The sequence below is a fragment of the Rhizobium leguminosarum genome (assembly GCF_001679785.1).
In the GTDB taxonomy this organism is placed as follows: Bacteria; Pseudomonadota; Alphaproteobacteria; order Rhizobiales; family Rhizobiaceae; genus Rhizobium; species Rhizobium leguminosarum_R.
Window position 1 is genome coordinate 857,995 of sequence record NZ_CP016287.1, and the last position, 19,756, is coordinate 877,750.

The following is a 19,756-nucleotide window of genomic DNA, read 5'->3' on the forward strand; positions in this document are numbered from 1 at the left end:
TGAAGGCCCGGTATTTCCGGGCCTCGTCCCTCTTCGAGATTAGGGAGGCGCTTGCATGCTCCGTTACATTGCATTCGCCGACGAATTGTCGGCGTGGTTCGGCAAGGTGTTCGCGTGGGGGATACTCATCATGGCCTTCGGCGTCGGCTATGAGGTTGTTGCACGCTACCTCTTTCGCGCGCCGACCCCCTGGGCCTTCGATCTGAGCTACATGCTCTATGGAACGATCTTCATGATGGCGGGAGCGTATACCCTCTCGCGTGATGGCCATGTGCGCGGCGACTTCATCTACCGGCTCTGGAAACCGCGCACCCAGGCCAGGCTGGAACTGGTGTTGTACTTCATCTTTTTCTTTCCCGGTATTACCGCGCTTGTGATCTCGGGCTGGAAATATGCCGCACGCAGTTGGGGCTATCTGGAGGTCAGTTCCAACAGTCCCGCCGGTGTGCCGATCTTCCAGTTCAAGGCCGTGATCGTCGCCGCCGGCATTCTCCTGTTCCTGCAGGGCGTGGCGCAGGTCTTCCGCTGCATTCTCTGCATAAGGACGGGCGAATGGCCGAAGCAGGCCGAAGATGTCGAAGAACTGGAAAAGGTACTACTGGAAACAAAAAGCCTGGACGTGCTCAAGTCCGAGGACGAGGGTTTCCTTCCGTCGCGGGAACTTGACGCTGGACGTGAACCACGGGATCGGGACGCTCAATGACGGATGCGCATATCGCCGTCGGGATGCTCCTCATCCTGATCCTCACCATCTTCCTCGGCTTCCCGGTGGCGTTCACCTTGATGGCTCTGGGTGTCGGCTTCGGATACTATGCCTATTTCGATGCCGGCCGCATGTGGCGCGGCTATGACCGCGCGCTCGAATCCGGCGGCGATGCCGCTACACTGGCGCAGACCTGGATCGGCGGTTTCTTCAACAACCGGATCTTCGATCTGTTCGTCAACCAGACCTACTCGGTCATCCAGAACGACGTGCTGACGGCTATCCCGCTGTTCCTGTTCATGGGCTACATCGTCGAGCGAGCCAACATCGTCGATCGGCTGTTCTCGACGCTATTCAGCGTCACGCGCCGGGTGCCCGGCTCGATGGCGGTCGCCGCCCTGGTCACCTGCACACTCTTTGCCACGGCAACCGGCATCGTCGGGGCCGTGGTGACGTTGATGGGACTGCTCGCCCTACCAGCGATGCTGAAGGCAAAGTATGACGTGCGCTACGCGACGGGCGTGATCTGCGCGGGCGGCACGCTCGGGATCCTGATCCCGCCTTCCATCCTGCTGATCGTCTATGCGGCCACCTCCGGGATCTCGGTTGTCCGAATGTATGCGGCGGCGCTCCTGCCCGGCCTCGCCCTGGCCGGGTTTTATCTCATTTATGTCGTGGTGCGAGCAATCCTGCAGCCGCAACTGGCGCCGCGGCCAACGAAAGAAGATGTGGGCGAGCACACGCCGGTCCAACTCGCCTGGATGATGCTTACATCCTTCGCGCCGCTCGCCTTTCTGATTCTTGCGGTGCTGGGTGCCATTCTCTTTGGCCTGGCAACGCCGTCGGAAGCCGCCGCAATCGGCGCATTGGGGGGACTGGCGCTTGCTGCGGCCTATCGGGCGCTGACTTGGCAGCGACTGAAGGAGTCGGTGTATCTGACGGCGCGAACGACCGCGATGGTCTGCTGGTTGTTCGTCGGTTCGGCGACCTTCGCATCGGTATTCGCCTATCTCGGCGGCCAACAGTTCATCAGTGACTTCGTGACCGGCCTGGACATGTCGCCGCTGATGTTCCTGATCCTGGCCCAGATCATCATCTTCATTCTCGGCTGGCCTCTGGAATGGACTGAAATCATCGTCATCTTCATCCCGATCTTCATTCCGCTGCTGCCGCATTTCGGGATCGATCCGCTGTTCTTCGGTATCCTCGTGGCAATCAACCTGCAGACGGCCTTCCTATCACCACCCATGGCGATGTCGGCATACTACTTGAAGGGCGTCTCGCCTCCGCATGTCAAACTGACCGACATCTTCCGCGGCATGATGCCGTATATGTTGATCGTCATTCTCTGCATGGTGGTCATCTATCTGTTCCCGAGCATCGTCTACATGCTGCCGAATCTACTCTATGGAGTACAGAGATGACGCAGTGTCTGGCCAATTCCGAAAGGATAGACCGATGAACAGAAGCCGGTTTTTTGCAATATTTGCATTCGTGACGCTTGTCGCGTTCTGCGCGGTCATCCTGGCGTTTGTACCACGGTTCGATTTGGCCGCTGCACTGCTGATCGGGATTGTCCCTGCGGGGTACGACATCTGGGATCAGCTCTTTCGGCGACGCCCGTCGAAATCGTCTGGATAGACTGCAATCGTTCAACCGCCGCCCTTTCGTGACGGCAATCCGCTGCAAAAAGCCCGTTCGTCCATCGACCTACGGGCTGTTGGCTTGGAAATTGATCACCCATGGCCCCTCCCTGTGAAAGCGAGAGGCACCGTCGTTACGCGAACTTCCGGTTAACTCGCGTCGAGAAGGCGTCGGTGCGCGACGTCCGCGATGAGCGCCAAATCGAGCCGTACGTCATACTCGTGGTCTACGACTGCTCCGGGCCGATCCCGGACGTTCGCACCGAGGCCCCGCATGTCCGCTTTCGTGCTAGGTGTCCTCGCAGCGGACGGTCCGCCGTCGGCCCCAAATCGGTCATTCCTTCAAGCCGAGGCAACGACTGCTCCTGGCGCATGGCAGTCCTACGCGCCTTGCGATTCCGGCAGCATGATTGTGTGACCCAAGATTGGCAAGCCATTGCTTTGACCAATGCCCTGAACCTAAGGCCAATCCGCATAACCCGAGGACAGCATACTGTTTTCCGAGCCGGCCGAAGCGCGGGCGATCTGGCGGTAGCCGGCGGGTGAAAGGCCGGTCTTGCGCTTGAAGAAATGGCTGAAATAGGTTGGGTCGCGAAAGCCGAGACTGTCGGAGATTTCCTGGATATTGCGGGCCGAGCGCTCCAATCTGAGCTTTGCCTCCTGCACCACGCGCTCGTGCAGAAGCTGGATCGGCGAGCGGCCGAGCGCCCTTTGGCAGGTGGAATGCAGCCGGTCGGCCGTGACGCCCAGTTCTGCGGCATAATCGCTGATCGGCCGGTGCTGGCGGAAACCGGCCTCGACGAGTTGGCGGTATCTCTGCAGGATCGATCCGGTTTCGCCCTGCCCACGCTGCTCGCCTCTCTCGCCATCGGAACCGCGCCAAAGCGCCATCAGAATGAGCCTGATATAGGCGGATGCGACCATCCAGGAGGAGCGGGAGGGATCGCCCAGTTCCCGCACGAAGCCCGAGATCAGCGGGCTGATTTCAGTGACCGTCAAGGGATCCAATGCCTCGACCAGCTTGCGCTGTTCGGTGAAGATGCGCAGCGAATAGGATTCCACCTTGTCGCCGATCGCATCGACCATGATCTGCGGCGAAGCCCCGACCAGATGAGCCGCGGTTCCGGCTGCTATTGACAGGTCGCATCGCGCCTGCGGCGGCAGGAAGGCAAGCAGCGGTCCGTGCAGCGGCCGATGTTCGCCATTGTCGAAATGAAGCTCCCCACTCCCCTCCCCGAGCAGCAGGAAATGGTGGAAATCGGCATAAAGTCCTTTTTGAAAACGGATACGCCGGTGCGACAGCGACGGCCCGTGCCACTCGCCCCTGGCATAGTGATGAATCCCCCCGTCCGTTGCCAACGCTTCCCCTCCATCCGCCAGGTCAAACAATGCTGATATCACCGGATAAATACAATATTAACCCAATAAATCGCATTCCATCCGCGCCAGATCGGCGTAACCTTTTCTCCATCAGCCTTTGGGAGGAGGCACTTCAACAGATGCAGGAACGGTCAGGCAGCTCTCGTGGCGCGCCGCGCCCGCTCGTTTTCTCCCATGGCAACAATGCAAGCGTCATCACGTGGAACCAACGCGTGGGGAATGGGTGGAACGGTGTTTTCGGCACAGCTGATGATCAACAACGAGGCGATGGACGCTTCCGAAGGGGCCACCTTCGAACGCATCGATCCGTTGACCGGCGACGTCGCAACGATCGCTTCGGCAGGATCCGTTGCCGACATGACAAGGGCAGCCAATGCGGCAGCAGCCGCCTTTCCAGAATGGTCGCAGACCGGCCCGGGCGAACGGCGCAGGCTCCTGAATGCCGCAGCCGACATCCTGGAGGCCCGCACCCCCGAACTCGTTGCCGCCATGACCGGTGAAACCGGCGCCACCGCGCAATGGGCGGCGATCAATTGCGGGCTCGGCGCGGATATTCTTCGCGAGGCGGCGGCGATGACCACGCAAATATCAGGCGAGATCATTCCTTCCAGCATTCCGGGAAGCCTCGCCATGGCGGTCCGCCAGCCGGCAGGCGTCTGCGTTGGCATTGCCCCCTGGAATGCGCCTGTTATCCTCGGCACCCGCGCCGTCGCCATGCCGCTTGCCTGCGGCAACACCGTCGTCCTGAAGGCTTCCGAACTCTGCCCGAAGACCCATGGCCTGATCGGCGACATCATGCGTGACGCCGGCTTTCCGCGCGGCGTCGTCAATGTCGTTTCCAATGCACCGAGCGATGCCGCCGCTGTCGTCGATGCGCTGATCGCCCATCCCGCGGTGCGCCGCATCAACTTCACCGGCTCCACCCGTGTCGGCAGGATCATTGCCGAATCCGCGGCAAGGCATCTCAAGCGCTGCCTGCTCGAACTCGGCGGCAAGGCGCCGTTCATCATCCTTGCCGACGCCGATATCGACGAGGCCGTGCGCGCTGCCGCCTTCGGCGCCTTCATGAACCAAGGCCAGATCTGCATGTCGACCGAACGGATCATCCTGATGGACGAGATCGCCGACGGCTTCGTCGGCAAGTTCCAGACGAAGGCCGCAACCCTCGTTGCCGGCAATCCCAGGGACGGCAACACGCCGCTCGGCACGCTGATCAACGCCGAGGCCGTCCGCCGCGTCCGGTCGCTCGTCGATGATGCCCTGCAGAAGGGCGCAGTGCTCGTCTGCGGCGGCCAGGCCAACGGCACGCTGATGGACGCGACCGTCATCGATCACGTAACGCCCGCCATGCGCATCTACCGCGAAGAGAGCTTTGGGCCGGTCGCGGCGATCATCCGGGTCGGCAGCGTCGACGAGGCCGTCACGGTTGCCAACGACAACGAATACGGGCTTTCGGCCGCCGTTTTCAGCGCCGACGTCAATGCAGCACTTGCCGTCGCCATGCGGCTCGAATCCGGCATCTGCCACATCAATGAATCCACAGTTTCCGACGAGCCGCAAATGCCGTTCGGTGGCGTCAAATCAAGCGGCTACGGCCGCTTCGGCGGCAAGGCCGCGATCGATGAATTCACCGAGCTCAGATGGATCACCATGGCCTCGGGAAAACGGCACTACCCGATCTGAATTGAGATCGGCCGAAGTGAACACTGGGAACGGGCTGGGAGGCCCGATCAAGAGGGAGGAATGATTTCATGAACGGCATTTTCCGCAACGGAAAATTCAACGCGGCATCGCTGAGCCGCCGCTCTTTCATCGCATCGACCGTGGCGGGTGGCGCTGCGCTAGCGCTTTCCGGCCGCACGGCCTTTGGTCAAAGCAGCGACACGCTGAAGGTCGGCTTCATCAGCCCGCGTACCGGCCCGCTCGGCGGCTTCGGCGAAACGGACGGCTATGTGCTGGAACTGGCGCGCAAGGCGCTGGCGAACGGCCTGCAGGCGGGCGGCAAGACCTGGAAGGTGGACATTCTCGACCAGGACACCCAGTCCGATCCCTCGCGCGCCGGCCAGTTGGCGAAGGACCTGATCAACAACCAGGCGGTCGACCTGATGCTCGCCGTCTCGACGCCCGAAACCATCAACCCGGTGGCCGACGCCTGCGAAGCGGCCGGCATTCCCTGCCTCTCGACGGTCATGCCCTGGGAAGCCTGGTATTTCGGCCGCGGCGCCAAACCGGGCGCGCCCTCGCCGTTCAAGTGGACCTATCATTTCGGCTTCGGCGTCGAAGAGTTCCACAAGGCCTATGTTTCGCAGTGGAACCTGCTCGAGACCAACAAGAAGGTCGGCGTCATGTATCCCAACGACGCCGATGGCAATGCGATCCGCACCCATCTGGCGCCGGCACTTTCCAAGGCCGACTTCACCATCGTCGATCCCGGAGCCTATGAAACCGGAACCACCGACTTTACCGCGCAGATCGCTCTCTTCAGGCAGGAGGGCGTGGAGATCTTCAATTCGTTCCCGATACCGCCTGACTTCGCCGCCTTCTGGCGTCAGGCCGCACAGCAGGGCCTTACCCAGCAGATCAAGATCTGCCAGATCGCCAAGACGGGCCTGTTTCCCTCCGACATCGAGGCGCTCGGCGACCTTGGCCTGAACATCGGCAGCGCCGCCTACTGGCACAAGGCCTTCCCCTACAAATCCACGCTGACCGGCGTATCGGGAGCCGAACTCGCCGACGGCTATGAGACGGCAAGCGGCAAGCAGTGGACGCAGCAGCTCGGCGCCAGCCTTGCGCTCCTCGACGCCGGCTTCGATGCGCTGAAGGCCAGCACCGACGTCAAGAGCAAGGAGGCTGTCGCCAAGGCGATCAGCACGCTGAAGACCACAACGATCGCCGGCAAGGTCGACTTTACCAGCGGCCCCGTCGCCAACGTCTCTCCCGGACCGATCATCGGCACGCAATGGGTGAAAGCGCCGGAGGGCTCGAAATTCGCGCTCGACTACGTCGTCACCGAAAACGCCACCGACCCCAATGTCCCGGTCGGCGCCAAGCTCACCGCCTATAACGGGTAACGCACAGTGCTGCAGCGGGAAGCTCAAAGACGGCCGGGGGGAGCCTTTCTCTCGGCCAAGGGGATCCACAAGCGGTTCGGCGCGCTGGTGGTGCTGGAGAATCTTGATTTTTCCATGGGCGATGGCGAGGCGATCGGCATTGTCGGGCCGAACGGCGCTGGCAAGACGACCCTGCTCAGCGTGCTTGCCGGCGCCTTCCGGCCGAATGAGGGAAGCATCACCTTCGACGGCGTCGACGTCACGCGCCGGACGGCGGCGGAGCGCTGCCGGTCCGGGCTCGTCCGGACCCATCAGATTCCCAAGCCCTTCGGTGGCATGACGACCTTCGAAAATGTCTTCGTCGCCGCATCGCACGGCAATACCGCAAGCCGCGACGAGGCCTATGAGCGCGTGGTGGATTCGCTTTCGCTCTGCGGCATGCTTGGCGTCGCCAACCGCCCCGCCGACACGCTCGGCCTGCTGGACCGCAAACGCCTGGAGCTTGCCCGTGCGCTTGCCACGCAGCCGAGGCTGCTGCTGCTCGACGAGATTGGCGGCGGCCTGACCGATGGCGAGGCGAGCGAACTGGTGGAGACCATCCTCGAATTGCGCCGCCGCGGCATCGGCATCGTCTGGATCGAGCATATCGTTCATATCCTCCTGCAGGTGGTGGAGCGGCTGATCTGCATGGACGCCGGCAGGATCATCGCCGATGGCGAACCGAAAATGGTCATGAGCAATGCGGAGGTGGTCAAGGCCTATCTCGGAGGGACACCCGCATGAGCCTTCTCTCCATCCGCGACCTCGACGTCCGCCATGGCCTGCTCCAGGCAGTGCGCGGCGTCAGCTTCGATCTTCCCAAGGGCGAGGTGCTGGCGCTGGTCGGCGCAAATGGCGCCGGCAAGACGACGCTGCTGCGATCGATCGCCGGCGCCCATCTGCCATCCTCCGGCCGCGTCCTTCTCAACGACGAAGATCTGGCCGCCGTCCCCTCCCACAAACGGATCGCCAAGGGCATCGCCCTGGTGCCGGAAGGCCGGCGCCTGTTTTCGCGGATGACAGTGGAGGAAAACCTGCTTCTCGGAAAGACCTCCGGCCGCAAGGGCGAGTGGAGCATCGACCGCGTCCTCGACGCCTTTCCGAACCTGAAACCCCGCCGTCACGCCAAAACAGGGCATCTTTCGGGCGGGGAGCAGCAGGCGACCGCCATCGGCCGGGCGCTGATGAGCAATCCCGATATTCTTCTCCTGGACGAGGTTTCGCTCGGACTTTCGCCTCTGGTCGTCGATCGCGTCTACGCCCAGCTGCAGGCGCTACTCACGTCGGGAACGACCATCGTGCTCGTCGAGCAGGATCTCGCCCGCGCCATGAGCGTCGCAGGCCGTGTCATCTGCATGCTGGAAGGACGCATCGTCCTCGACCGGCCGGCCGCCGCCGTCACGCGCGAACATGTCACTCAAGCCTATTTCGGATTGCACCGGACATCAGGCGAAAGGAGCGCATCGTGATCAACACCCTGCTCCAGGGCATTCTGCTCGGCGGCTACTACGCCGTTATCGCCTGCGGACTGTCCTTCATGTTCTCGGTCATGCGGATCATCAATCTCGCGCATGGCAGCCTGGCGGTCGCAGCCGCGTACGGGCTGTGGCTGCTCGCCGCCAAAGCCGGCATTCCGCCCTTCGCCGGCCTGCTGATCGTGCTGCCCGTCATGGCGGCCGTCGGCTGGCTGCTGCAGCGCTTCATTCTGGAGCGCAGCGCCCGCGGCGGCACGCTCCTGCCGATCCTGACGACCTTCGGCCTGTCGATCGTCATCGACAACCTGCTGTTCGAGCAGTTCGGCGCCGACACCCGCTCGCTCGCGCCGTTCATCGGCAACCTGTCCTATGCCTCCTGGCAACTGCCGGGGCACATCTACGTCGGCAAGCTTGCCGTCATGATGATGGTGACGGCAGTCCTTATTCTCGGCGGGCTGCAGTTCTTCCTGAGCCGCTTTGCGCTCGGTCGCGCGATCCGCGCCACGGCCGAAGATCCCGATACGGCGGGGCTGGTCGGCATCGACGCCCGCAGGGTAAACGCCGTCGCCACCGCGATCACCATGGTTACGGTCGGGATCGCCGGTGCGTTTCTCGGGATGCGGGCAACCTTCAGCGCCTATTCCGGCGGCCCGCAGCTTCTCTTCGCCTTCGAGGCGGCCGTGATCGGCGGAGCGGGATCGCTATGGGGCACACTTGCCGGCGGCATCGTTCTCGGCCTTGCCCAATCGCTCGGCGCGCAATTGCATCCGCAAGGCTTCCTGATCGGCGGCCATGCCGTGTTCCTGCTGGTGCTTTTCGTCAGGCTATCCCGGTTCGGCATGCCGGTGCTCGACAAAATTGCCGCCTCCCTGCGCACTCGTCTCCGGAGCCCGACATGAGCCCCAACGCGACCCTTGCCTCCAATGGAATATCGATAGAGCGCTGGACGAAAGCGTCACGGGTGGCGCTCGGCTGCATGGCCGCGGTGCTCGCCTTGCTGATGTTCGCCCCCACTGTCCTCGGCGCCGGCGCGATCGACCGGATGACCGCCCTGTTCATTTACGTGATCCTTGCCGCCATGTGGAATGCGCTTGCCGGTTTCGGCGGGCTCGTCTCGGTCGGCCAGCAGGTGTTCTTCGGCCTCGGCGCCTATTTCACCATCCGGCTGGCGGATGCGGGGCTCAATCCCTTCGTCTCGCTGTTTGCCGCCGCGATCGTGACCGGCGCGCTGTCGATCCCGCTTTCGCTGTTCATGCTGCGCCTGAAGGGCGGCGAGTTCGCAATCGGCATGTGGGTGATAGCGGAACTCGCCCACCTGCTCGTCAATCTCGACCGGCTGATCCAGGGGGAAACCGGAACCTCGCTGATCTCGCTCAACGTCTATGACGGCGCGACGCGGCGGGCAACGATCTACTGGCTCGCCTTGACGGCCATGGCCGCCCTGCTCGGTGCGCTCTTCATCCTGATGCGCAGCCGCGCCGGTGCGGCCATGCAGGCGATCCGCGACAATGAGGAGGCGGCAACCTCGCTCGGCGTGCGGGTGATCGCAACCAAGCGGCTGCTCTTCGTGCTCGCCGCCTTCGGCATTGCGGTTGCCGGAGGCCTGTGGCTGGCGACTGCCACGACCTTCCAGCCGAAGACCTATTTCAGCGTTCAATGGACGGCCTACATGATCTTCATGGTTCTGGTCGGCGGGATCGGCAAGTTCGAAGGCGCGATCCTCGGCGCCATCCTGTTCTTCGTGATCGAGACCGTCTTCGGCGCAGCCGGCGTCTGGTACCTGATCGGCCTCGGCGCCACGGCTTTGATATTCTCGCTCTACCTGCCGCGCGGCCTTTGGGGCGAAATCGAGCGCCGCTTCGATTTTCAACTTCTGCCGGTCGGCTACCGGCTGAAATTGCCCGGTCCGCATAAAATCAAATGGGAAGAATGAGCCGGCTTGCTTCCGGATTCTGTTGCGAAAGGTGACGTTCATGCTTTTTGGTAAAACGATCCTGGTGACCGGTGTGGCTTCCGGCATCGGCGCCCGCACGGCGGAACTGGCCGGGCAGATGGGTGCCGAGGTCATCGGCGTCGATGTGCGCGAGCCGGCGGGTGGCAGTGCCGCCTTCATCAAGGGCGATCTGTCCACGGCATCCGGCGTTGCCGAGATCGTTGCGCAGCTTCCGGTGCGCCTCGACGCGCTCGCCAATGTCGCCGGCCTCTCCGGCAACACCGGGGTCGTCTCGACACTCGCCGTCAATTTCTACGGGCTTCGCGCCCTGTCGGAAGCCGTGGCGCCCCGCCTGCGCGAAGGCGGCGCCATCGTCAACGTCGCCTCGATCGCCGGCTACGGCTGGCGCGCCAACCTCGAACGGGCAAAGGCGCTCATCGGCATAGAAGGCTTTCCCGAGGTGGCGGCGCTCGTCGCCGAACACGGTCTGAAGGATGAGGAAGGTTACCCGCTCTCCAAGGAGCTGCTGCTGCTCTGGACCATGCGGGCGGCCCATCAGCCGCTGTTCAAGAACCGCGGCATCCGGGTCAATGCGGTCAGCCCCGGGCCGGTGGAAACGCCGATCCTCAAGCAGTTCCGCGCCGTGCTTGGCGACGCCAGGGTCGACAGCGACATCACCCGCGTCGGCCGCGCCGGCACCTCCGCCGATATCGCACCCGCCGTACTCTTCCTCTGCTCGGATGGCGCACGCTGGATCAACGGCGCCAATCTGCCGTCGACGGCGGCCTCGAAGCTTCCATCAACGCCGAAGTCCTCGGCTTCTAGTTCTTGTCCCAAGGAGACCTCCGATGAATATTTCCCTCCTCATCAACGGTGCAGACCGCGCGGCCTCCGGCGGCCGCACCTATGATCGCATCGATCCCTTCACCGAGAAGCTCGCAAGCCGCGCCGCCGCGGCAAGCCTGGACGATGCTGCCGCTGCCGTCGATGCTGCCAGCGCCGCCTTCGGCGCCTGGTCGAAGACCGGCCCCGGCCAGCGCCGAGCGATCCTGATGAAGGCCGCCGATATCATGGATTCCAAGGTGGGCGAGTTTACCCAATTGATGATCGAGGAAACGGGCGCCACCGCGCCCTGGGCCGGCTTCAATGTCATGTTTGCCGCCAACATCCTGCGCGAGGCCGGCGCCATGACGACGCAGATATCAGGCGAAATCATCCCTTCCGACAAGCCCGGCACCATCGCCATGGGCGTTCGCCAGGCTGCCGGCGTCTGCCTCGCGATTGCCCCCTGGAACGCGCCGGTCATCCTCGCCACCCGCGCCATCGCCATGCCGATTGCCTGCGGCAATACCGTCGTGCTCAAGGCCTCCGAACAATGCCCCGGCACGCATAGGCTGATCGCCACCGCACTGACCGAAGCCGGCCTGCCGGCCGGCGTCGTCAATGTCATCACCAACGCGCCGGAGGATGCGCCTGAGATCGTCGCGGCGCTGATTGCCCATCCGGCCGTCAAGCGCGTGAACTTTACCGGGTCGACCAAGGTCGGCAAGATCATCGCCGAGACCTGCGGCAGGCATCTCAAACCCGCCCTCCTCGAACTCGGCGGCAAGGCGCCGCTTGTCATCCTCGACGACGCCGATATCGACGGTGCCGTCAATGCAGCCGTTTTCGGCGCCTTCATGAACCAGGGCCAGATCTGCATGTCGACGGAACGCATCATCGTCGACGAGACGATCGCCGATCAGTTCGTCGCCAAACTGGCCGCCCGCGCCAGCCAGCTCCCGGCCGGCGATCCGCGCGGCCACGTCGTTCTCGGCTCGCTGATCAGCCTCGACGCGGCGAAGAAAATGGAGGAGCTGATTGCTGATGCGACGGCCAAGGGGGCAAAGCTCGTGGCCGGCGGCAAGCGCTCCGGCACCGTGGTCGAGGCGACGCTGCTCGATCACGTCACGCCCGCGATGCGCGTCTACGCGGAAGAATCCTTCGGCCCGGTCAAACCGATCATTCGCGTCTCCGGTGAAGAAGAAGCCATCCGCATCGCCAACGACAGCGAATACGGCCTGTCGTCTGCCGTCTTCAGCCGGAATGTCCAGCGGGCAATGGCGGTTGCGGCACGGATCGAATCCGGCATCTGCCACATCAATGGCCCGACCGTGCACGATGAGGCGCAAATGCCCTTCGGCGGCGTCAAGGGCAGCGGCTACGGCCGCTTCGGCGGCAAGGCGGCAATCGCCGAATTCACCGACCTGCGCTGGATCACGGTCGAGGATTCCGCCCAGCACTATCCTTTCTGAGCAGGTTTGACAGGCGTCACCGTGCCACGACGCCATTGCGATCGTGGCACGGCCTATGCTCAGACCGGCGAAAGAGATTTCGCACCGCGCTTAGGAAAATGCTTCAACGCTTCGATATGGCGTGGGCGGCGCCTGCTACCGCGATCGATCCGAGCTCAGCTCTCCAGCCATTGAACGATAAGCTTGGCCGCCGCCCGCTTGCGCCCTACACGAATATCGGCGGCGCGGGTATCGAAATCCAGGCCGTTTTTCTCGCGCACCTGTCTCAGCCATGTCGGAAAGGCATAAAGATTTCCGCACCCAAGAACGGGGAGGCCGAGATCGTTCCGGTAGATCTTTTTCTCGCTTTCCGAGAACTCTCCACGTTCGACGATACGCCCGCTCAGCTCCCACTGCCAGTCCGGGTTCGGCCGGATATGCAATCGCACGACGTTCCTGGCGATCAGCGGATGAACTTCGGTGCCGCGCAGCGGGATCGCAATATGGATTCCCCAGTCCTCATCATCGCCAAATGGCAGGCCCAGCCTTTGCGCCAGGGCGACGGATTCGGTGGCATTGCGACGCCCAAACTCAATGTCCTTCAGATATTCGATGAAGCCGCCGATTGAAAAATCCCTGGCGGCGCCATCGCCGCCGAGGCGGAAATGCGGGACCATGGTATAGACCTGATCGGCACTGATCGGCCCGAGCCGCCGGCGAACCGCATCGAAAACGGGCTTGCCAGTTGTGGCATCCACCCAGCCACGACCATCGAAAACGCTGGCGTCCACGGCGGCAGCTACCGCCATATCATCGTCGAAGGGAGGTACGCCCTCAATGACGTGGGTGGTAATGTCTGTGGTGGTGACGGTGCCAAGATTCATATCGAGCGTGATCAGCTTGAATTCGGATGCCAGACGCTGACTTCGCCGAATGCATCACGCATGAAGGGCACCATTCTTGCGACGTCGAATTCCGGATCGCCTGCAAACAGCGCATGCAGAACAGGCATGATCGGCTCGGGATCGCAGATCCAAAAAAGACCGTCGCGCCACTGCCCGCGCCCATGTTCAATCCAGAAATCAACCATGGCGTCAGGCAGCTTCCCGCGATAGCCCGCAGCCTGCGAAGCAGAAACCGCTATACCGTCTTTGAGCGGTCCGAATTCATCCAGTATTTCCTGTAAGGGGCGCCGGGGTATAGCAGACATATTGGCTCCAGATGCTCATCAGCCGCTCGATATGGTCAGGGCGATCCTTTGTCGCCGCCACCCTTGAAGGGCCTCTGCGAAAGCTCTTTCGGAATGTCGTACTGATTCCAACCCTGATCATCGAATGTGTAATAGCGAAGCCCGTAGTCGAACACGTAGAGCTTGTCGTTTTGAACGAAGATCGCGCTCGGCTGCAGCACGAAGGGGGCGGAGCGCATCTTCACCTTGGGCGCGAATGGCTTTGCAAAATGGCCATCGAACCGGAACAGTTCGGTGCCGGTTGCAAGGATCAGTTCGTTGCGCCAGCAAACGCCGTCCTTGAAATTCTTCTCGCGGTCAGCAATGGACGAGATGTCGGTAAAGCCGGCTTGCGGATTGCCCTTCATCACCAGGCCATCGGAACCAATGACATAGTTGGCTCCGTTTCCATCGCTCTCGACATCGGCAACATAGGAATAGGCAGGAAGAGACCGGGCGATACGATCCGGTAATGCCTGTTGCTTCCAGGCGCCGGGGCGGCCGGTGAAAAGTGTTTTCAGGCGTGGATAGCTGTCCAATTCGGCATAAAGTTTTTTCTGAAGCTCAAATTCCTCCTCCTCCGACATATCCTCCCGATAAAGAGCGTGGCCGGGATAGAGATTGAAATGCCGCGTATTCGCCGCCTGCGTGGCGACGATGAAAATATCGCCGTTCTGTTTGGTCCCGAGGATCGTCCAATCGGGCACCTTATAAGGATATTCCGTCTGCAGCGGCGGGGAGACATCCTGCCAGGACTTGTCCTTGCCAAGCTTCAGAAAACCTTCGCCGCCCGCAACCAGCCATTGGTCCTCGACCGGCAAAATGGAGCTGAACAGGATCTCGGGCGCATCATCGGATTCGGCTTGGGTTCCGGGAATGATCGAATGCTCCGCACCTTTGGGCGTGATTACATAAATGTCACCGTTCAGGCTGAGCGTCACATAAGACGGCTCACCTGCGTCATCGGCCCGCGGCACAACCCTGACATCCCGCAATTCGCGCCGCACATCGAGGCGCGAGAATGTCCGCGCTTCGGCGTCGCGCGTCAGGATGATGGTATAGGGATCGTCCCAGCGCGGGCCGCCGATCAAAAGCGCAAAGTACCGATCGTCCGCCATGGCCGCAGCGTAAAGCGTCGGCTCCCATGCTCCGTAGAGCTCCTCGAAATCTTCGTCGTCAGGGGCGTCGGTCATCTTCACTCTTTCGATCTATTAGGGATAGCGGCCATTTCGAAGAACATCTGCAATGCGACCTGAAGGGAGTGGCTTTTCCTTGATACGGCCGGGTGCTCTCAAACCAGTTTTTGCCTTAACCTGCGCTTCCGCGCGGGCATTGGCGGCTTCTGCGCAGACCTTATCTATATCCTTTGTCTGCAAGAGCGCAGCTTGAGATCTTTGAAGAATTCTCCCCATGGGAGCAGTGCCAGGAAATTCCGGATGGTCAATACCGGCAAACTCTTTCCTGATATGTTCGTGCACGCCTCCTGAATCATTCTTATTGCTATGCTCATCGCTCGTCAGACAGATTGACTCGCCTTGGCCTTCAGTTGGCGCATTGGGAACACGTTCCGTCGTCGTAATTCCAGCTCGATCGCCTAACCGGTAGACCATGTCAGGCACTACATGGTGAGTCTTGCCGCCCCGCGCCGTGCATGGTGCAAAAATCTCATCATAAGGTCCTATGAGGCACTCTTTCTTCTTTTTGTCATCGATCCTCGTATTGGAACCGGGATCAAGTGGCGGCGGTGGAACTGGCTTCGGCTTCTTCTCCTCTTCCTCCTTTTTCCGGGCCTCGGTCATCTCCTTGAGCTTTTGCTCGATCTGGTCTTCCGACAACCCCTGAAAGGGAGAGAGGACACTCTGAACTTCGGCATCCGACATTGTGCGGACGTCCATCGGCTTTCCGGCCAACGTAGACAAAATGTCATTGGCGAGCGGAATGCGTTCGCTATCGTTGATAATGAGGCCGTATTTCCCTTCCCATGCTGAAGAATTAAACATGTCCAGAGGATTGCTGACATGTTGGCGACCACCGAGCAGGCGATTCTGAGTCATGACATAATCGCCCGGGCCAGAAAGGATCGTCTGAAAAGCACGCGCTTCAGCACCTTTTTCAGCCTGCGTTTTGCTGAGGTCGTCCAGGACGAGCGACGCAGCGCTGCCCCAAATGCCAAGTCTTTTGAGCACCTGCGAACCAATTTGCGATCCGGCGGTTGGAGTCTGCGTTGTCGGCGGAGCGGTTGTGGTCGCTCCTCTCGTTGTCCCGCCAACAGGCACCCCGCCACCCACACCCGTCATGGTACCGACATTCGCCTGTGCATATTGCGCACCCATGATCAGCGGCTCGGGCGAGGCATCGCTTACGACACGGCCCTCGTCACTGCCATTCGCGCGCAGCGATCCGCGGACAGGATCATCGTCTTTCGGCGGCGCATATGTCTCTGTCCCACGCACAAAGATCGCCTCGCCCTGCGTGTTCCGGTTGTTCATCCAGAAGCGATCAAGGTGGCGGATGACATGCGAGCTTTCGGCACGCACCTGATCGGCATGCCCGATCGGTTCGCAAACATTTTCTACGGTGCCGGATTTGACACCCTTTCTCGTTCCCGGCGCATCGCCATGGACGTGCGTCGTACGGGATCGCATGACCATGGCCTTCTTGCCGGTAAAGCGGACAGATGGCGTGTAGTCTTTGTCGTGCCCGCAATAGTCGACGATCGGGTACGGGATGGGAACAACCGAGGAGCCGACCGGCGTCAGGCAAACATCCGGAGACAGCGAGACGATCTTTGCCTCGTCAAGATCACGCAAACCTTCGCGCGGCTGCTTCGTCGTCCAGGGCGCCGGGTATTCGGGCTCGCCGACATAGTTGTCGCGCGGGATGCTCATGCAGCGACCTCACCGGCATCAGCATTAACTGCCGCTTTGACTTGGACCCGCGTCAACGTCAGCGATGTTTCGCCTGCCTCCTGAAGGGGAAAGCGGGCCCGCCAAGTCAGCATCACGCGACTATCGTCCCGCCAGTCGAAATGCACGCCGTCCAGCGAGAGCAGATACCACTCATCGCGCTCATGACCGGCACATCGGACCCCCAGCGTGATTCCCGGCAGTCGCCCTGCGGCTAGGGCGAAGCTAGGGTGCAGATGATCCAGCTGGTAGTCTTCATCCCCGATCAGATGCGGCATAACAACGAGCTCCGGATGAGCGCATTGCCAGAAGCGTGCGTCGAAATCCCTGGGCAGTAGCGGGTGGCGCTCGCTGAGCCAGACATCGTCATAGGTACCGGCATGTTGCTGGCGGAACCGCCACCAGGGCGATACGAGACCCAGTCCCTGCGGCTCGACCGGCTCTCGCCAGTTCAGCACCTCGCCGGGCGAGGTGATTTGCGGTGCGGCGACGGACGCGTGATCCCACGGCATGTCGAGATTGACGATGCCGCAACCGAGCGGATTGCGCGCTTCGACATCGGCGGGCGTTTCGGTTTCCGGGTCGCCGGTACCGGGAATTTGACCGCCATAAGCCTTGCTCCAGCAAATCGGCACCGAAGATGCCGGCTCGGCTTCGGTAAGTTGCCAATCCGTCAGCACCCGCTTTGCTTCCTTGGCCGAAAAGCCGGCCCATTTTTCCTTGACGACGGAGCGCCAGAAGCGCGCGCCATGGACTTCAAGCTTTTTAGAAAGCTGCCCGACTTGCAGGCCGATCTGCCATGACGGTGCTGGAGTACTGTCCGGTGCATAGGCATTGCCGAGGAAAGTGATGTCGGTTCCGACCTTCTCTGGCGTGAGATCGGTCTGACGCAGGAGAGGGCTGGCATGGGGATCGCCGTCATAGGCGTCCTCCCACAGGAAATCTTCCTGTTTCGAGGCGATGGCAAGCGAATCCCCCTGGCGGTGAACGAAGGTGCCGCGAACCGAGACCACACAATCCAAATCCCCGTTCGCATCGAATTGTCGGAAGGCCATGGCCGGAAAGGGAAGCCGGTTGATCAGTTCCAAGCGAACCTCCTCAGTTCAGATCGATCGGCTTGCCGCGCATCTGGAAGTGTTCGGTAGCAACGAAGTTGAACGTCTTGCCGAGGATGATCACTTCGCCATTGGCTTTCATGATGAATTTGGAATCGCCGCACTCGATGACGAATTCCTCGCCGACGGCGATCTTCTTGAATTTGCCGACGCTCTCCAGCGATGTCTGGCCGACATTGGTCACTTTGCTCACGCCGATCTGCTCGGCGCGAGCAATGCCGATCGTGTCGGATTTGAAAGAGCCGACGATGGTGTTCATGATGCCGGGCAGAGGAAACAGGCCGGAGGCGGCATCGCCCACGCCGGCTCCTGAACCGGCAAGTGCCGTCCCGGCATCGGCGCGCGGGCTTGGTCCCGAGACGACCCCCTCGCGGCTGCCAAGACCACCGGCGCCTAGGAAACCGAGCGCCGACGACGCAAGCGTGCCGGCAAAGGCCGCAAGCCCCGGCCCACCGCCGCCTGCAATTTGCCCGGCCTGCGCCAACAGCCCCGCCGTATGTCCGGAAAGACCGCTGACCGCCCCCATCAGCGCCATCGCCATCGGCCCCGTGCCACCGACGACGGTGTTCATCGAGCCGCCGACTTCATGTTTCTGGTTGCCGCCGACTTCGACCGTCCGATTGGCGCCGATCGCCGAAACTTCGTGCCGATCGATGCGCTTGGTGCGGTCATTCAGCACGCGCGTCGTCTGGTCCTTCTGCGCATGGAAGAACATGTTCTCGCTACCGGCCTCGTCCTCGAACGTCATTTCGTTGAAGCCGGTGCCTTTATGCGTGTTTGAGCGCATGACCATGCGTGTCTTGTTGGCCGGCAGGTCGTAAGGAACCGCGTTGCTGGGATTGGGGACCACGCCGGTCACCAGCGGCCGGTCGGGGTCGCCGTCGACGAAGGCGACCATCACCTCCATGCCGATGCGCGGAATGACCTGGGCACCCCAGGTGCCGCCGCCCCATACCTGGCTGACGCGCACCCAGCAGGTGTCGGAGCCGTCCTTCTTGGCCTTGCGGTCCCAGGGGAACCACAGCTTGATGCGGCCGTACTGGTCGGGGTGGATCTCCTCGCCGGACGGGCCGGCGACGATTGCCACCTGGGTGCCCTCGATCCGCGGCCGCTTCGTCTCGCGATGCGGCGTCATCGCCACCCGCGACGGCACCGCCTCGAATGTGTTCGTGTATTCCGGCTCGTTGCTGTTCGTCTCGTAGGAACGGTCGACGACGGTATGCACCGCCTTGACCACCACATGCTCCTCATAGGCATGGTCGGGATGGGCAACTTCATAGGGGGTGAAGCGACGCCCCGCCTCCAGGATGCGGGATGTGGAGCCGCCGAAGACCCGGTCGTGATCGGCTTCGGAGGCCTGCATCCTGAGTTTTTCCGCCCGCTCCGCCTCGGCGACGGAAGAAATGCGCGCCGGATATTCGTAGAGCTCGCGCTTGGTCGCCTCCGGCATCTGCACCAGCGACGGCGTCATGGTGCCGGGCACCATGCGCGGCGTTTCGAAATTCCAGTCGGCGGCGGCGGTGGCTTGATCACGCCCGAGGTATCGGGCGCCGGGATGCCGTGCTCGGAAAACAGCGTCTCGACGATATCGACCGAGGTCTTGTCCATCCAGATGCGGCAGTCGGAACGGCGCGACAGCAGCCACATCTGCGGCCTGAGCACCATGGAATAAGACCGCAGGCCGCGGGTGATGGGCGGTCCTTCGTTGAGTTCGGTCACCAGCCCGTTGAACGGCCGACGCACACCGCCGCCATCCTCGCCCTGCTGCACCTCGACGGAACCGCGGTTAGTATGCCCCCCGTCAGTTGGAGGGATAGTGGAAATTCTGATGTCGCTCACGTCGACTGCCTGCCGCCGCTTCGACCAGCGCCTCTTCGGCTTGCCTCCTGTTTTGGGCGCACCGCCGCAAATGCCGCAATGGCTGGCGCCGACGCCGCTGCGGCCATGATTGACGGATTTCGAGCCGCGGTCGTCGCGGCCCTCCTCGTCAGAACCCTGGGTGGCCAAGCGT

Annotated in this window: 15 protein-coding genes and 2 pseudogenes; 10 read left to right on the forward strand and 7 right to left on the reverse strand. The window is 62.1% G+C overall.

Features of this window, described 5'->3' with window-relative positions:
* The first annotated feature begins 55 nt into the window (after window positions 1-55).
* Both BA011_RS28440 and BA011_RS28445 read left to right on the forward strand, forming a co-directional pair.
* Window positions 56-703 (forward strand): TRAP transporter small permease subunit, encoded by a 648-nt coding sequence (locus BA011_RS28440; protein WP_065283280.1) that lies wholly within the window; start codon window positions 56-58, stop codon window positions 701-703.
* Window positions 700-2,127: a TRAP transporter large permease gene (locus BA011_RS28445; protein ID WP_027668437.1), complete on the forward strand. Its 1,428-nt coding sequence runs from the start codon at window positions 700-702 to the stop codon at window positions 2,125-2,127. Before BA011_RS28440 ends, BA011_RS28445 begins: the two co-directional genes overlap by 4 nt.
* A 678-nt stretch (window positions 2,128-2,805) precedes the next feature.
* Here the strand turns inward: BA011_RS28445 and BA011_RS28455 are convergent.
* A complete protein-coding gene (locus BA011_RS28455; protein WP_065283281.1) occupies window positions 2,806-3,705 on the reverse strand; it encodes a helix-turn-helix transcriptional regulator in 900 nt (299 codons plus the stop codon).
* 240 nt (window positions 3,706-3,945) lie between these two features.
* Here BA011_RS28455 and BA011_RS28460 point away from each other — a divergent pair, with 240 nt between their 5' ends.
* From BA011_RS28460 to BA011_RS28495, 8 genes and pseudogenes are all read left to right on the forward strand, one after another.
* A complete protein-coding gene (locus tag BA011_RS28460) occupies window positions 3,946-5,409 on the forward strand; it encodes an aldehyde dehydrogenase (RefSeq protein WP_065283282.1) in 1,464 nt (487 codons plus the stop codon).
* Between the two features lie 68 nt (window positions 5,410-5,477).
* Window positions 5,478-6,797 (forward strand): ABC transporter substrate-binding protein, encoded by a 1,320-nt coding sequence (locus BA011_RS28465; protein WP_065283283.1) that lies wholly within the window; start codon window positions 5,478-5,480, stop codon window positions 6,795-6,797.
* A gap of 6 nt (window positions 6,798-6,803) precedes the next feature.
* A complete protein-coding gene (locus BA011_RS28470) occupies window positions 6,804-7,559 on the forward strand; it encodes an ABC transporter ATP-binding protein (RefSeq protein ID WP_186806571.1) in 756 nt (251 codons plus the stop codon).
* The gene (locus BA011_RS28475) at window positions 7,556-8,284 is read left to right on the forward strand and encodes an ABC transporter ATP-binding protein (RefSeq protein WP_065283284.1); all 729 of its coding nucleotides are present in this window, start codon (window positions 7,556-7,558) and stop codon (window positions 8,282-8,284) included. The genes BA011_RS28470 and BA011_RS28475 overlap by 4 nt, the downstream gene beginning before the upstream one ends.
* Complete coding sequence (locus BA011_RS28480) at window positions 8,281-9,189, forward strand: branched-chain amino acid ABC transporter permease (protein WP_065283285.1); 909 nt, start codon at window positions 8,281-8,283, stop codon at window positions 9,187-9,189. Before BA011_RS28475 ends, BA011_RS28480 begins: the two co-directional genes overlap by 4 nt.
* Window positions 9,186-10,223: a branched-chain amino acid ABC transporter permease gene (locus tag BA011_RS28485; protein ID WP_065283286.1), complete on the forward strand. Its 1,038-nt coding sequence runs from the start codon at window positions 9,186-9,188 to the stop codon at window positions 10,221-10,223. Before BA011_RS28480 ends, BA011_RS28485 begins: the two co-directional genes overlap by 4 nt.
* A 40-nt stretch (window positions 10,224-10,263) precedes the next feature.
* Window positions 10,264-11,048, forward strand: a pseudogene (locus tag BA011_RS28490) (coniferyl-alcohol dehydrogenase).
* A gap of 23 nt (window positions 11,049-11,071) precedes the next feature.
* On the forward strand, window positions 11,072-12,517 hold the full coding sequence (locus tag BA011_RS28495) for an aldehyde dehydrogenase (protein ID WP_065283287.1): 1,446 nt from the start codon (window positions 11,072-11,074) through the stop codon (window positions 12,515-12,517).
* Between the two features lie 155 nt (window positions 12,518-12,672).
* On the opposite strand, the gene BA011_RS45335 is transcribed toward BA011_RS28495, so the two are convergent.
* The 6 genes and pseudogenes from BA011_RS45335 to tssI form a co-directional block, all read right to left on the reverse strand.
* Window positions 12,673-13,380 (reverse strand): hypothetical protein, encoded by a 708-nt coding sequence (locus tag BA011_RS45335; RefSeq protein ID WP_237352711.1) that lies wholly within the window; start codon window positions 13,378-13,380, stop codon window positions 12,673-12,675.
* 11 nt (window positions 13,381-13,391) lie between these two features.
* A complete protein-coding gene (locus BA011_RS45340) occupies window positions 13,392-13,706 on the reverse strand; it encodes a GAD-like domain-containing protein (protein ID WP_237352712.1) in 315 nt (104 codons plus the stop codon).
* A 35-nt stretch (window positions 13,707-13,741) separates the two neighbouring features.
* Window positions 13,742-14,917 (reverse strand): hypothetical protein, encoded by a 1,176-nt coding sequence (locus BA011_RS28510; protein ID WP_065283288.1) that lies wholly within the window; start codon window positions 14,915-14,917, stop codon window positions 13,742-13,744.
* An 18-nt stretch (window positions 14,918-14,935) separates the two neighbouring features.
* Entirely contained in the window at window positions 14,936-16,612 is a 1,677-nt protein-coding gene (locus tag BA011_RS45345) for a DUF4150 domain-containing protein (RefSeq protein ID WP_065283289.1), read from the reverse strand.
* Window positions 16,609-17,718 carry a DUF2169 family type VI secretion system accessory protein gene (locus tag BA011_RS28520; protein WP_065283290.1) on the reverse strand — a complete coding sequence of 370 codons (1,110 nt, stop codon included), beginning with the start codon at window positions 17,716-17,718 and terminating at the stop codon, window positions 16,609-16,611. Before BA011_RS28520 ends, BA011_RS45345 begins: the two co-directional genes overlap by 4 nt.
* Window positions 17,719-17,728: 10 nt before the next feature.
* Window positions 17,729-19,584: pseudogene (gene tssI / locus BA011_RS28525) on the reverse strand (type VI secretion system tip protein TssI/VgrG).
* Window positions 19,585-19,756: the final 172 nt, after the last annotated feature.